The sequence below is a fragment of the Spongiactinospora gelatinilytica genome (assembly GCF_003236385.1).
In the GTDB taxonomy this organism is placed as follows: Bacteria; Actinomycetota; Actinomycetes; order Streptosporangiales; family Streptosporangiaceae; genus Spongiactinospora; species Spongiactinospora gelatinilytica.
Genome location: NZ_POUA01000228.1, coordinates 1 through 12522, shown reverse-complemented (window position 1 = coordinate 12522; position 12522 = coordinate 1). Strand labels below are relative to the sequence as shown.

The 12522-nt window shown below is 69.3% G+C and carries 11 protein-coding genes; 5 read left to right on the top strand and 6 right to left on the bottom strand.

Features of this window, described 5'->3' with window-relative positions:
• Positions 1-669: 669 nt before the first annotated feature.
• Positions 670-1563, top strand: a complete 894-nt coding sequence (locus C1I98_RS25160) for a sigma-70 family RNA polymerase sigma factor (RefSeq protein ID WP_111169899.1) — start codon at positions 670-672, stop codon at positions 1561-1563.
• 42 nt (positions 1564-1605) lie between these two features.
• Positions 1606-2001, top strand: a complete 396-nt coding sequence (locus C1I98_RS25155) for a VOC family protein (protein WP_111169898.1) — start codon at positions 1606-1608, stop codon at positions 1999-2001.
• A gap of 127 nt (positions 2002-2128) precedes the next feature.
• Here the strand turns inward: C1I98_RS25155 and C1I98_RS25150 are convergent, their stop codons facing one another.
• Positions 2129-2665, bottom strand: coding sequence for a sigma factor-like helix-turn-helix DNA-binding protein (locus C1I98_RS25150; RefSeq protein WP_111169897.1), 537 nt, complete (start codon positions 2663-2665; stop codon positions 2129-2131).
• 375 nt (positions 2666-3040) lie between these two features.
• Between C1I98_RS25150 and C1I98_RS25145 the strand changes: the two genes are divergently transcribed.
• Positions 3041-3559 carry a hypothetical protein gene (locus C1I98_RS25145; protein WP_111169896.1) on the top strand — a complete coding sequence of 173 codons (519 nt, stop codon included), beginning with the start codon at positions 3041-3043 and terminating at the stop codon, positions 3557-3559.
• A 106-nt stretch (positions 3560-3665) separates the two neighbouring features.
• On the opposite strand, the gene qcrB is transcribed toward C1I98_RS25145, so the two are convergent.
• From qcrB to C1I98_RS25125, 4 genes are all read right to left on the bottom strand, one after another.
• Positions 3666-5339 (bottom strand): cytochrome bc1 complex cytochrome b subunit, encoded by a 1674-nt coding sequence (qcrB, locus tag C1I98_RS25140; protein ID WP_111169895.1) that lies wholly within the window; start codon positions 5337-5339, stop codon positions 3666-3668.
• Complete coding sequence (gene qcrA / locus C1I98_RS25135; protein ID WP_111169894.1) at positions 5336-6451, bottom strand: cytochrome bc1 complex Rieske iron-sulfur subunit; 1116 nt, start codon at positions 6449-6451, stop codon at positions 5336-5338. The genes qcrB and qcrA overlap by 4 nt, the downstream gene beginning before the upstream one ends.
• Positions 6448-7410 (bottom strand): RNA polymerase sigma factor SigJ, encoded by a 963-nt coding sequence (sigJ, locus tag C1I98_RS25130; RefSeq protein ID WP_111169893.1) that lies wholly within the window; start codon positions 7408-7410, stop codon positions 6448-6450. The genes qcrA and sigJ overlap by 4 nt, the downstream gene beginning before the upstream one ends.
• Positions 7411-7779: 369 nt before the next feature.
• A complete protein-coding gene (locus C1I98_RS25125) occupies positions 7780-8976 on the bottom strand; it encodes a PucR family transcriptional regulator (protein WP_497845462.1) in 1197 nt (398 codons plus the stop codon).
• 492 nt (positions 8977-9468) lie between these two features.
• Between C1I98_RS25125 and C1I98_RS25120 the strand changes: the two genes are divergently transcribed.
• Positions 9469-10377, top strand: coding sequence for a DUF4394 domain-containing protein (locus C1I98_RS25120; RefSeq protein ID WP_111169901.1), 909 nt, complete (start codon positions 9469-9471; stop codon positions 10375-10377).
• Between the two features lie 51 nt (positions 10378-10428).
• Here C1I98_RS25120 and C1I98_RS25115 read toward each other — a convergent pair whose 3' ends face one another.
• Positions 10429-10941 (bottom strand): hypothetical protein, encoded by a 513-nt coding sequence (locus C1I98_RS25115; protein ID WP_233508162.1) that lies wholly within the window; start codon positions 10939-10941, stop codon positions 10429-10431.
• 65 nt (positions 10942-11006) lie between these two features.
• Between C1I98_RS25115 and C1I98_RS25110 the strand changes: the two genes are divergently transcribed.
• A partial coding sequence (locus C1I98_RS25110; protein ID WP_111169891.1) for a TIGR03086 family metal-binding protein occupies positions 11007-12522 on the top strand: 1516 nt, incomplete at its 3' end.

Here is a 12522-nt window from a genome sequence, read left to right as displayed (position 1 = left end):
GGGTGGGCCGGGTGACTGCGGTGATCGCCTGGGCGGAGAATCGGCATCACCTTGATCGATCGGATCATGGTTTTTTGCAACACGAAATACCCCGCGCGGGCGGGTGTCGCGCTGAAGAACCCCCGACAGCATTTCTCGGCCGACCGGACGGCGGCACTTCACAAGGGTACGTCACACCGTCGGGCCGGGCGGAAAGCCCGTCTCGGCTTGTGATGTGACCCCAGCGACGGCGAGATTGTCAATACCTTTCTAATATCGGGCGACCATTGCGGTGTGAAAGAGACGGCCATCGTGGGGTGTAGCCGACCGCGTACTCGCCACGATTCACCTGTGGCGGGTTCGTCGGTATCCATGCAGGGTACGTCGCCGGCAGAGCCGCGCGGAGCGCCGCCGCCAAGGCGACCCCCGCGGCTCCGGCCGGCGGCATCCGGGCCTAGCGTTGCCGAGTGCGGCGGTCAATGGGTTTTCGACAGGTAGGCCACGCGCCCGCGGGTAGCATGAACGTGGTGCTGTCAGCGCGGCAATGGTGTACATACCGAACGCCCCTCGACCGCTCTACCCGTAAGTCCGCGACGATCGCCCGGTCGCCTGGTTAGCGTGTTCCTTGTCGACCGCGCGCCATTTATCGCGTTCGCTGATATGACGAACCGCGACCACGAAAGGTGACCGATGGACACTCAGGCCGAGTTGGCCACGCACTTCGATAAGTCCCGCAAGCATCTGCGAGCGGTCGCGTTCCGCATGCTGGGGTCAGCCGACGAGGCGGAGGACGCGGTGCAGGACGCCTGGCTGCGGGCCTCGCACAGCGGCGCGGAGGGCGTGTCCAACGTGACCGCCTGGCTGACCACCATAGTGGCGCGCATCTGCCTGGACATGCTCCGCTCGCGGCGGCGCCGCGGCGAGGAGTTCACCGATATCGCCGAGCTGGATTCGATCATCGCCCATGAGGACTGCGATCCGGCGGAGGAGGCGGTGCGCGCCGACTCCGTGGGGCTGGCGCTGCTCGTGGTCCTCAACACGCTCGGGCCCGCCGAGCGGGTGGCGTACGTGCTGCACGACCTCTTCTCCGTGCCGTTCGACGAGATCGCCGAGATCCTCCAGCGCAACACCGCCGCCGCCAAGAAGCTGGCCAGCCGTGCCCGGCACCGGGTTCTCGGCACGGACGCCGTGCCGTCCGGCGACCTGGCCAGGCAGCGGCAGGTGGTCGACGCCTTCCTGGCCGCCTCCCGTGCGGGCGACCTGACCGGCCTGCTGGCCGTACTGCACCCGGAGGTCGTACGGCGGGCGGACGCGCCGGCGCTCGCCTCGCACGGGCGCACCGAGATCCGCGGCGCGCGCGACGTCGCGCGCGAGACGCTCAGCAACACCGTACGGGCCTACCTCGCGCGTCCCATTCTGGTCAACGGCGGCGTGGGCGTGGTGGTGGCCCCGAACGGCCGGCTGCGGCTTGTCCTCGCGTTGACCATCGAGGATGATCGCATCACCGCCGTCGATGTCATCAGCGACCCGACGCGCCTGCGGGAGCTGCGGCTTTCTCTGGTGGAGCCGGTTCCCGTGTCCTGACACCGCCCGCCCGCGACCCCATCGAGGCTGTGAAGCGAAGAGATGATCACTAATCCCCGGCTCGCGGTGCTCTACGTCACCGACCAGACCGCGAGCGTAGATTTCCTGACCGGCATCCTCGGTTGCGAGCTGGTGGCCGACACCCTCGACGCCGAGGGCCGGCGCTGGGTCGAGGTCCGCCTGCCCGGGGCACGGACCTGCGTCGCGCTCGCCGCCGTGGAGCCGGAGGTGATGGAGATCCTTGAGGCCCGCGCCGGACGGATGACCCACGGCTGGTTCGACTGCGACGACCTCGACGCGACCTCTGCCGACCTCCGCGGCAAAGGCGTGGAGATCACGGTGGAACCGCAGGCGGCGCCGTGGCGGGAGGGCGCCCGCTGGGCGCAGATCCGCGGCCACGACGGCCGTCTTTACGGACTTACCGAAACCCACCGCTAGGCCCCGCTCCGCCGGCCGGCCGCCGCCGCCCCGGGCGCGGGGCGCGGCGGCGGCGAGGGGCGTGCAACTGACAGATGCGCACAGTTGAACCCCTTCGCCGGAAATCTCGCCGGAAGTCGGATCACGATCACGAGCCGTCCCGGCGGCAGTTCATCGACCGCGGCTCACATCGGATCTTCGCCTCGGCCCGCGCGCCGATGACCCGGACGCTCGGCTCCGCCCGCCCGGTCAGCGCCGCGATGTCCGCGTAGGGCAGCCCGAACCCGTGGTGCAGCAGGAACACCGTGCGCTCGGCGTGCTCCAGCGCGTCGAGGACGGCGGCCAGGGCCGCCGACACCGACTCGGCCAGGCTGAGGTCGGAATCGTTCCGCACCGGCTCGGGCAGCCAAGGGCCGAGATGGGACTCCCCGGTGTCCTGCGCGGTCCGCAGCCGGACCAGCGACAAGACGGTGGTCAGCGCGGTGAGCCCGACCGGCCGCCCCGCCTCCTCCGGGGGCCGGGCCAGCCAGCGCGCATGGGTCTCCTGGACGACCTTCTCCGCCTCCATGGTGTCCCCGAGCATGCTGTAGGCGACCGAATAGAGCAGGGGCACATGTTGCTGGAAGGCCTCGGTCGTGTCGCGGTCCCCTTCGAGCGGCTGATTCTCGGAAGAATGTTCGGCCACTATGCGGCCTCCTTGTGGATGTGTCTCCCGACTAATGATGCCGTTCCACTACGAAATTAGCCGTGGTCGTGCTCCGCAGTCGATGAATCCGACCACCAGAGGGTCAACGCAACCGCCGCCAGGAGCGTCGTGCGGTGCGGAAAATCCGTTAACCTCTCTATATGACGTTTCGCGCGGTCTTGAAGTGACATGACCGCCGAGCCTTTCTCGGCGCCGGTGAAATGACGGTAAGTGCGGAGAATCGCACGGGCCGCGCTCCTGGCCGCGCGATGTCACATTACCGGGCCGCGCTGCGTCATTACTTATAGATAAACCTATGCGGGAGGCCGCATCAAGTGCCGTCGCCCGTGCCGCCGCACAGCGAGGTGACTTCTCATGGATCTCGTTCCCGATGACCCCCAAGCCAATCCCACCGCCTGGCGGATCGCCCTGGACGCGTGTGCCGGGATGCTGTCAATGAACACCTCGAAGGGCCTGCGGCCGCTGTACGAACTGCCGCATTTTCAGGGGTCGTTTTCCATATCCCGGGAGGGGGTGCTCGCCGGATTCAGGTTGCGCCTGCCGCTCCCGTCCGAGGCTCGCCTTGTGCAGGCGGGCACGGCGGCGGAGCTCTCGTGGGAGTCGATGAGCCTCGACGCCGACGGGCCGGTGAACAGCCTTGGCGGACGCGCCCGGTTGCTACTGGGGCGCAGGGAGACTTTCACTGATGTGTCGGCGCTGTGCGCGAAGATACCCGCGGAGCGTCCCTACATCAAGATTGTTCTGGAGACCGTCTTCTCGCCGGTGAGTCTGCACTGGCCGACCGACGGGTGGCAGCGGCTCCGGCCGGTGACGCTCACCCTGTTCAGCGAGATCCGCCCGGCCGAGGTGGGAACACAGGAACCGCCGGCCTGACCGGCGGCTCCCACGCGATCGGCCCGGACGAGTCATCGTCCGGGCCTTTCTTCGTGTCCTTACCGGCGGGGGACCGGTGTCCTTACCGGCCGAGGGCGTGCCGTCCTTACCGGCCGAGGGCGTGATCGTCGTCCCCGCTGGTCACGGCCGCGTGGTCGCCCTGGCCGTTATGGCCATTGTGACCGTTGTGGCCGTTCGCGCCGTTGATCGGGATCTTCTCGCCGCCGTAGGCGGTGGACATCCGGCCGCGCAGGCCGCCGATCAGGCCGCGCATGGCCTTCGCCGGCACTCCTTCGCCGTTGGCGCCGGGGGGCAGCTGGGGTATCGCCTCCTTGCCGCGGATGTGCGCGTCGGCGTCTTCCGTCAGCGGCGCGTGCACCTCGATGAACTCGCCGCTCGGCAGCCGCTTGATCACACCCGACTCGACGCCGTGGCTGATCATGTCGGCGTCCCTGCGTTGCAGGCCCAGGCACATCCGGTAGGTGACGATGTAGGCCAGCACCGGCATGGTGATGATCATCACCCGACCGGCGTACGTGGTCAGGTTCAGGCTCACGTGCAGGAAGGCCGACAGTTCGTCGTTCGCGCCGAACAGCCACAGCACGCCGTAGAACGCGATCGCCGACATGCCGATGGAGGTGCGGTGCGGGTTGTTGCGCGGGCGCTCGGCGATGTGGTGCTCCCGGCGGTCGCCGGTGATCCAGCGTTCCGCGAACGGATAGAGGATCAGCCCGACGAGGATGATGCCGAGTGGCAGCAACGCCGGGATGATCACGCTGAGCGGCACCGTGCCGATCTCCGACGTGCCGAACAGGTTGATCTCCCAGGCCGGCATGATGCGCAGCGCGCCTTCCAGGAAGGCCAGGTAGAAGTCCGGCTGGGAACCCGCCGAGATGTCCGCCGGTGTGTACGGCCCGTACAGCCAGATCGGGTTGATCTGGGCGAACGTCGCCAGACCCACCACGACGGCGAGCGTGAACAGGAAGAACGCCCCCGCCTTGGCCATGAACATCGGGTAGAACGGCGCGCCGACCACGTTGCGGTTGGTCTTGCCCTTGCCGTCCATCTGGGTGTGCTTCTGCCGCCACATGAGCACCAGGTGAGCGGTGACCAGCGCGAGCAGGATGGCCGGGATGAGCAGGATGTGGACGGAGTAGAACCGGGCGATCACGTCATCGCCTGGATACTCCCCGCCGAATATGAAGAACCGCAGGTACGTACCGATCACCGGCAGCGAGATCACGACGCCCTCGGTGACCCGCAGGCCCGCCCCGGACAGCAGGTCGTCCGGCAGCGAGTAACCGGTCAGGCCCTCGGCCAGGGCCAGCGTGAGGAGCAGGACGCCGATGATCCAGTTGAGTTCGCGCGGCTTGCGGTACGCGCCGGTGAAGAACACCCGCAGCATGTGCGCCATCATGCTGGCCACGAACAGCAGCGCGGCCCAGTGGTGCATCTGCCGCACGAGCAGGCCGCCGCGCACCTCGAAGCTCAACTCCAGCGACGAGGCGTACGCCTCCGACATCATCACGCCGTGCAACGGCCCGTAGGGGCCGTCGTAGGCGACGTGGGCCATCGACGGCTTGAACCAGAAGGTCAGGAAGGTGCCGGTGAGCAACAGGATGACGAACGAGTACAGCGCGATCTCCCCGATCAGGAACGACCAGTGATCGGGGAAGATCTTGCGCATGTTCCGCCTGAGGAAGGGAGCCCCGCCCAGGCGCGCGTCCAGGAACCCGGCCGAGCGCGAAATGCGACTCGGGACCGTTTTCAGTTCGGTCATGACCCTCCTCCTTGGGTATTCGCCTTGGCCTCCGCGTCGCCGCGCTCCCAGAAGCTCGGGCCGACCGGAACAGCGAAGTCGCCCTTGGCGATGAGGTATCCCTCGGCGTCGACGGTGATCGGAAGTTGCGGCAGCGCCCGGGCGGCCGGGCCGAAGACGACCCTCGCCCCGTCAGTGGCGTCGAAGGTGGACTGGTGGCACGGGCAGAGGATGTGGTGGGTGTTCTGCTCGTACAGGGCCGCCGGGCAGCCGACGTGCGTGCAGATCTTGCTGTAGGCGACGATGCCGTTGTGCATCCAGTTCTGGTTGGTGCCGGACTTGATCTCCTCGGGCCGCAGGTTGATCAGGATCACCGTGGCCTTGGCCAGGGCGTCGAGATCGTGCTCGTGGCCCTCGGGCACCACCGACAGCAGGCCGCCGGGGGTGTTGAAGTCGGCCGCCCGGATCGGCCGGCCGCTGCCCTCGATGATCAGCCGTGGCGGCTTGCCCTCCTTGGTCTTCTCGCCCCAGACGGTGTGGCGGAGCCGGTCGGGGGTGTTCGCCGCGGCCGTCTTGGTGTTGTCGAGGTCGCGCAGCAGCACGATCGGCACCACTCCGAGCGCCGCCGCCGCCGGGAGCAGCGCGCGGCGCAGCACCTTGCGCCGTACGAAGCCGCTCTCGTTGGCGCCCTGCACGAAGTACTCCGCCACCGCCTCGCGGTCCTCCTCCTCGGAGAGCATCGGGTGGCGATCTTGCGTCAGGGTGTACTTCGGCATGATCTGGCGGGCCCAAAGGACGATGCCGATGGCGAGCGTCAGCACCGCGACCATCAGCGAGAGCCCGAGGGCGAAGTTGGAAAGGCCGGTCGCCTGGGTGCTGCCGACCTGGAACGTCACGTAGAAGTAGACGAACGCGACGACGCTCAGCGAGGTGATGCCGAAGCAGAGCACCACCTTGCGCTCGGCCCTGCGGGCCTGCCGTTCGTCCGCCGGCTTGACCCCCTCCGGCGGCACGTACTCCGCTTCGGGGGTCTCCGGCGCGCCGAGCATCGGCGAGTCCGTCGCGGGGGTTCCGATGACGCGCTGGGGCACGCGCTCGGCCCGCTCTTCGATGGGTTGATCCTCGGCTGTCATGACCTCTGTCGCTCCTCCACCGCGGCCCCGTGGTCCGCGGAAGCGGCAATGCCGACGTCTGCGTACTCGCCGTCGATGCCGCCGAGTTTGTCCTGGTTTGCGATGATCCAGATGTGGCTGATGCGGTCGGTGGCCGGGTCGATGTCCACGACGACGACGGCGACCGGCAGCCCGGCCGCGGTGATCACCGCGGCGGGCCCGCCATTGACGTCGAGGATCGACCCGCCCGCGACCAGTGGCGCGAGCACCCACTGGATGCCGTGCGCCAGCATGCGGCTGACCTTGAGCGCTCCTTGCACCGGGCTTTTGGCCGCGCCACGCCGGCCGTTGCCGTCGATCCACAGGGTGACTTCGGGGGCGAGTACGTCCAGCAGGGCCTTGATGTCGGCGCCCAGGCACGCCGCCAGGAAACGCTCGGTGGCCTGCTTGCGGACCGCGCGGTCGTGCCGGAACCTGGGTTGCCGCCTGCGTACGTGACCGCGGGCGCGCCTGGCCATCTGCCGTACGGCGGGCTCGGAGCGGTCGAGCACACCGGCGATGTCGGCGAAGGAGAACTCGAACGCCTCGCGCAGCACGAAGACGACCCGTTCCAGCGGGGTGAGGGTCTCCAGCACGACCATCATGGCGATGGACACCGAGTCGGTCATCTCCGCGTGTTCCTCGGTGTCCGGCCGGGTCGGCAGGGGCTCGGGCAACCACGGCCCCACGTACGCCTCCCTGCGCACCTTGGCCCGGCGCAGCCGATCCAGGGCCAGCCTGGTCGAGACCTGCACGAGGAAGGACCGCGGATCGTCGACCATGGAGTGGTCGACGCGGTGCCAGCGCAGCCACGCCTCCTGGACGACATCTTCGGCATCGGCCACACTGCCCAGCACCCGGTAGGCCACCCCGAACATCAGGTCCCTGTTGTTCTCGAAGTGCGCGACCGGCATGACCTCCGCATCCGCCGCTGCGGGCATATCGCCTCCTTGTCGTTCCCTTTGCTTATTTAGACGTTGGCGGCGATGGAGAAGTGACATTTGCGCATGCGCACCGCCGCCCCCGCCGGGGCGTCCGGGAGGCGAATGGACGCAGTTGCGCCAAGGCCGGAAGCGGGTTGTGCAGACGATCTATTATGTGTCGTCGTGCCTGGTCAGAATGGGTGCGGCAGGGGAGGGTGTACCCCAGTGCATACGCCGCGGCGATGTGGCGATACAATCTGTGCGCGAGCGGCGAGGATGGCAGTGCCGGGCTTTTCTCCCGGAGCGGTATATGGCAACCGCCGATCATCGGATCCGGGCATGCCACCGCATATTATCCGCCGATTTCACATATTCACTATCACGTGTTCACGAGCCCCGGGATTCCTGGGTCCAGGCGCCGGACAGCACCCGGGTGATGGTGGTGCTCAGGACGCGGACGCCGCGGACGCTGGAGGGGTCGAGGCCGGACAGGGCGCGTACGCGTTGGAGGCGGTAGTCCAGGGTGCGCGGGTGGATGGTCAGGGCGGCCGCGGTGAGCAGGCGGTTCATGTCGGCGCGGTAGTAGGCGTCCAGGGTGGTCACCAGGTCGGGGCCGGTCGCCAGGCGGCGGGCGATCTCGCGTAGCCGACGGTCGACCTCGGGGAGCTGGGCGGCGGCCAGTTCGGCGAACACGTCGGCGACTCCGGACAGGGTCCGTGGCGTGGTCTCCAGCGGGGCGACGTGGGCCACGCGGCGGGCCAGCTCCGCCGTACGGGCCAGGTCGCAGGCCGGGCCGGCCGCCGTACCGACCGCACAGGGCCGGTCCATCCGTTCCACGATCTCGCGGACCAGGCGCAGCAGCCGGTCGCCGCACGAGGCCGTGGGCGGCGACGACCCGGGAGACACCAGTACCGAGCCGTCGTGCGGCACCAGCGCCAGCAGTTCGTCCGGACGCTGCCAGGACAGCGGCACGAGATGTTCCTTGAACACGCTCGCGATCAGCTCGTCCTGCGCGGCCCCGGTACGGCAGAGCGCCTGACCGGGCATCCTGACGATGACCACCAGGTAGTGGTCGTGCAGATCGACGCCCAGGCTGACGGCCAGGCCGGGGGCCGCCGCGTCGCCGGTGAGCAGCAACTGGGCCAGCGCGCGCACCCGCGTGGCCACCGACAGGCGCAGGTGCTGCTCGTCCATGTGCGCCTGGAGGTAGGCCGCGGTGCCCCGGGTGCCCTGGGTGCCGAACGACGCCATCAGGTGCAGCAGCTCCTGCGCGTCCTGCCCGTCGGCGGCGTCGTAGATCTCCCTGAGCATCTGGTTGGCGTGCAGCGTCAGCACCCGCTGAGCCGTGTTCAGGGAGAAGCCCTGCCGGGCGCGTTGCCGGCCGATGCCCCCGATCAGGGACAGCTCTCCCGCGACCAGCGCCCGGTCCTCGCTGACGCACTCGACGGTGCGCCGCCGGAACCAGACGGCGTAGTCAAGGGTCTCCGCGTACACCCGCGGGTCGCTCGCCGCCTCACGGTAGTCCGGAAGCTCGCGCATATATACGCTCACTTCGGCTCGCGCGTTGGCGTCGGACCTTTTCATCAACAAACGCAAAAGATCGCCCATGCCGTATCGGCCTTTCCCGTTCAGGTGAGCGGCTTTTCGCGTGCCGCGCACGACCGAATACCCTGTAGACCTTGGACCGAATGCCGCCGGACCGGCAGAGCGCGCCGTCATGGTAACCCGCCGGCCCGGACAAATAACCCCCGAATTCCGTCAGCATTCGTAACACTGCGCTATTGTCGCAGTAGGGGCGGCGTCGGTGCTCGGATCGGCTATTCGGCGAGTGCGTTTGTGAAAGTGGTATCGATTCCATCGGCAGCTCTGCACAGCGCCCTGCTTTTGCGGCCGGCGCGGTTGCGGAGAATGACAATGCGCCCGCCCCCATGGCGGGATTTTTCCGCAAATATCACGACGACAGTGCCACCATCTCCCAGCCACGCTGTTACCGCTCACAACGTCGGTTATTCCGACGACAAGGGGAGAGCTGCCGGCTGAATCCGTCGCCGGCATGACTCGATGGAGGTCGAATCGATGCACGGACGCATCAAGAGGAGCTTCGCCGTACTGATCGCACTGGCGACCACGGTGGCACTCACCGTGGGACCGGCGGGGACCGGTATGGCGGCGAGCGAGAAGGGTTCGACGGCGGTCCCGTCGCTGCGGGCGTACGGGATCACCGGTGACGGCAAGCTGATGGGCACGTTCCTCACCAACGACTCCGGGCGGCTCGACTGGGTCAGGCGGTTCAGCGGGCTGGTCGGTGACACGGCCGCGATCGGGCTCGACTTCCGCCCGAAGGACGGCAAGCTGTACGCCGTCGGCAACAAGGGCGGCATCTACACGATCACCGCCATGCCCACGGGCGACGGGCCGGTGATCATCACGAAGGTCTCCCAGCTCACCGTGGGGCTGCGCGGCACGTACTTCGGCGTCGACTTCAACCCCGCCGCCGACCGGCTGCGCGTGATCAGCGACGCCGGCCAGAACCTGCGGCACAACCTCGACGCCCACACGACGGACACCGACACCAACCTGAGCACCGGCACCTGTGACCCGGTGGCCACCGGGGTCACCGCCGCCGCCTACACCAACAACGACAACAACGCCGCCACCGCGACCACGCTGTTCGACGTCAACACCGCGACCAACCAGCTCGTCATCCAGTCACCGGCCAACCTCGGTTTGCTGGCCCCGGTCGGCGCCCTCGGCCAGACCGTCAACGTCAACGCGGGCCTGGACGTCTACAGCGACCTGACCAACGGCAAGACCGTCTCCAACTCCGCCTTCGCCACCTTCATCGTCACCAAGGAGGTGAACGGCGTGAAGGAGACGCTCAACACGCTCAACTCGGTCGACCTGCTCACCGGCGCCGCCACCCAGGTCGGTGAGCCGTTCCCGCTGGACATCACCGACATCGCCCTCGCCCTCGACACCCACTGACCGCCCTTCCACCCAGCACCATGAGCCCGCCCCGGCCCCGCCGGGGCGGGCTCACCCCGTCGGGCCGAGGTTCCAGGCGGCCGGCAGGGCCGCCGCGCAGGCGGCGCAGGCGAAGTGGTCGTCCTTCACGATGTTGTGCTGCCCGCACCGGGGGCAGCGGCGGAAGACGATGGGGCGGGTGAAGCCGCCGGGGTGCTCCAGGCCCGCGCGGTCCAGCGCCGCCGCGACCGCCGGCCACGAGGTGACATCGGGGCAGTAGCCGGTGGACTGGTTGCCGACCTCGCACACCGACCAGCGCCCGCCGTCCCGGGCGAACTCGATCTCGCCCGCACTGAGCACGGGCCCGCCCGCGGCACAGGCGACGTGTTCGCTGCGCCGGGGGGCCAGGCGCAGCGCCCCGCCGGTGTCGATGACGAACGTGAACGGCTCGTCCCGCTCGTCCGCGGGCCGCTCCGCCAGCCAGGCGGCGAGATCGTCCGCCGAGGTGATCTCGCGTCCCGGCCGGCCAGGCCGGACCCGGTCGAGCAGCTCGGCGGGGCCGATATAGGGGTAGCGCCGGTCCACACGCCGATTCTGCCGTACGGCCCGGCACTTGACTCTCCCAAGGTGGGAGACCCGAGACTGGCCGGGTGCGTGACGAGGGGATTCGCCTGCTGAGCATCGGTGAGCTGGCGGCGCGGACCGGTATGTCGGTGAAGCTCATCCGGCACTGGTCGGACATCGGCGTGGTGCCGCCCGCCGGTCGTACGCCGAGCGGGTACCGCCGGTACACGGAGGAGGCGGTGGCGCGGCTGCGGCTGGCGCGGGCGTTGCGCGATCTCGGCATGGACATGGCCGCGATCCGCGACGTCGTCACCAGCCAGCGCGGCCTGCGCGAGGTCGCCGCGCGCCACGCCGACGCGATCGAGGCCCGGATCCGCACACTCCGGTTGCAGCAGGCGGTGCTGCGATCGGTCACAGACCGAAGGACCGATATCGAGGAGCTCACCACGATGACCGAACTGGCACGGATGTCCGCTGCCGAACGTACCGCGATCGTCCACGACTTCGTGGCCCGGACGATGGGGGATGTCGAGCCGTCCGCCTACCGGGACGGCCTGCTGGCCGTCCTGCCCGACCTCCCCGACCAGCCGACCCCCGAGCAGGCGGCGGCCTGGATCGAACTCGGCGAACTGCTACGCGATCCGGCACTGGGCGCGGCGATGCGCCGCATCGCGGAGTACGCCGCCACGATCGCGCCCGAGGACCCCGGTGACGACCAGGGCGTGGGTACCGCCGAACGGGTCACCGACCTGTGGACCCGGCTGGCCGGGGAGGCGATGGCCGCCGGGATCGCCGCGGACTCGCCGACCGCCGCGCCGATCGTGGCCGAGATCGTCGCCGCCTGGCTGCCCACGCAAGGGGACGGCGGCAGCGACGGGCCGGAGGCGCGGGGGCGGTTGCTGGCCCAGTTGGAGGCCGTCGCCGACCCGCGCGCCGAGCGGTACTGGCAGCTCATGTGCGTCATCAACGGCATGCCGGTGCGCCCGAGCGTCAAGGCGGAGGGCGAGTGGCTGATGACCGCGCTGCGGGCGAACCCCGAGCCGGGGGCGCGCGAGGCCGGCCTGGCCGAAGTACTCGAAACGCCGGGCGCGCTGGAACCGGCCGCGCTGCTGAAGGCGTGCGCCAACGTACTGGCCGAGGTCGGCGCGCTCGTCGCGGCCGTCACGCCCGCTCAGATGGACGACCCGACTCCCTGCGCGGGCTGGAACGTACGCGCCCTGCTCAACCACCTCACGTACGAGAACCTGATGTGGACCGGCCTCGCCCAGGGCGTCCCGCGTGCCGACCACGACGCCGATCACCTCGGCGACGACCAGGTCGGCGCGTTCCGGGCCGCCGCCGCCGGGACGCTGGCGGCGTTCCGGCGGCCGGGGATGCTGGAGGAGCGGTACGGGCCCGCGCCGGGGTGGCGACTGGTCGAGCAGGTGGTGATCGAGATGCTGGTACACGGCTGGGACCTGGCCAGGGCGACCGGCGCGCCCACCGACCTGGCCCCGGACGTGGCCGAGGCGATGCTGCCCGCGGTGCGCGCCATCTACGGCGGCCTCCCCCGTACTCCCGGCGGCTCCTTCGCCCCCGCCCAGGAGCCGCCGGGAGTACGGG

Bases quoted from the DNA above. Each gene is read 5' to 3' on its own strand.
- qcrA (WP_111169894.1), bottom strand. From the start codon at position 6,451: ATGACAGCCGAGGATCAACCCATCGAAGAGCGGGCCGAGCGCGTGCCC.
- C1I98_RS25125 (WP_497845462.1), bottom strand. From the start codon at position 8,976: ATGAAAAGGTCCGACGCCAACGCGCGAGCCGAAGTGAGCGTATATATG.
- C1I98_RS25120 (WP_111169901.1), top strand. From the start codon at position 9,469: ATGCACGGACGCATCAAGAGGAGCTTCGCCGTACTGATCGCACTGGCG.
- C1I98_RS25160 (WP_111169899.1), top strand. From the start codon at position 670: ATGGACACTCAGGCCGAGTTGGCCACGCACTTCGATAAGTCCCGCAAG.
- qcrB (WP_111169895.1), bottom strand. From the start codon at position 5,339: ATGACCGAACTGAAAACGGTCCCGAGTCGCATTTCGCGCTCGGCCGGG.
- sigJ (WP_111169893.1), bottom strand. From the start codon at position 7,410: ATGCCCGCAGCGGCGGATGCGGAGGTCATGCCGGTCGCGCACTTCGAG.
- C1I98_RS25145 (WP_111169896.1), top strand. From the start codon at position 3,041: ATGGATCTCGTTCCCGATGACCCCCAAGCCAATCCCACCGCCTGGCGG.
- C1I98_RS25155 (WP_111169898.1), top strand. From the start codon at position 1,606: ATGATCACTAATCCCCGGCTCGCGGTGCTCTACGTCACCGACCAGACC.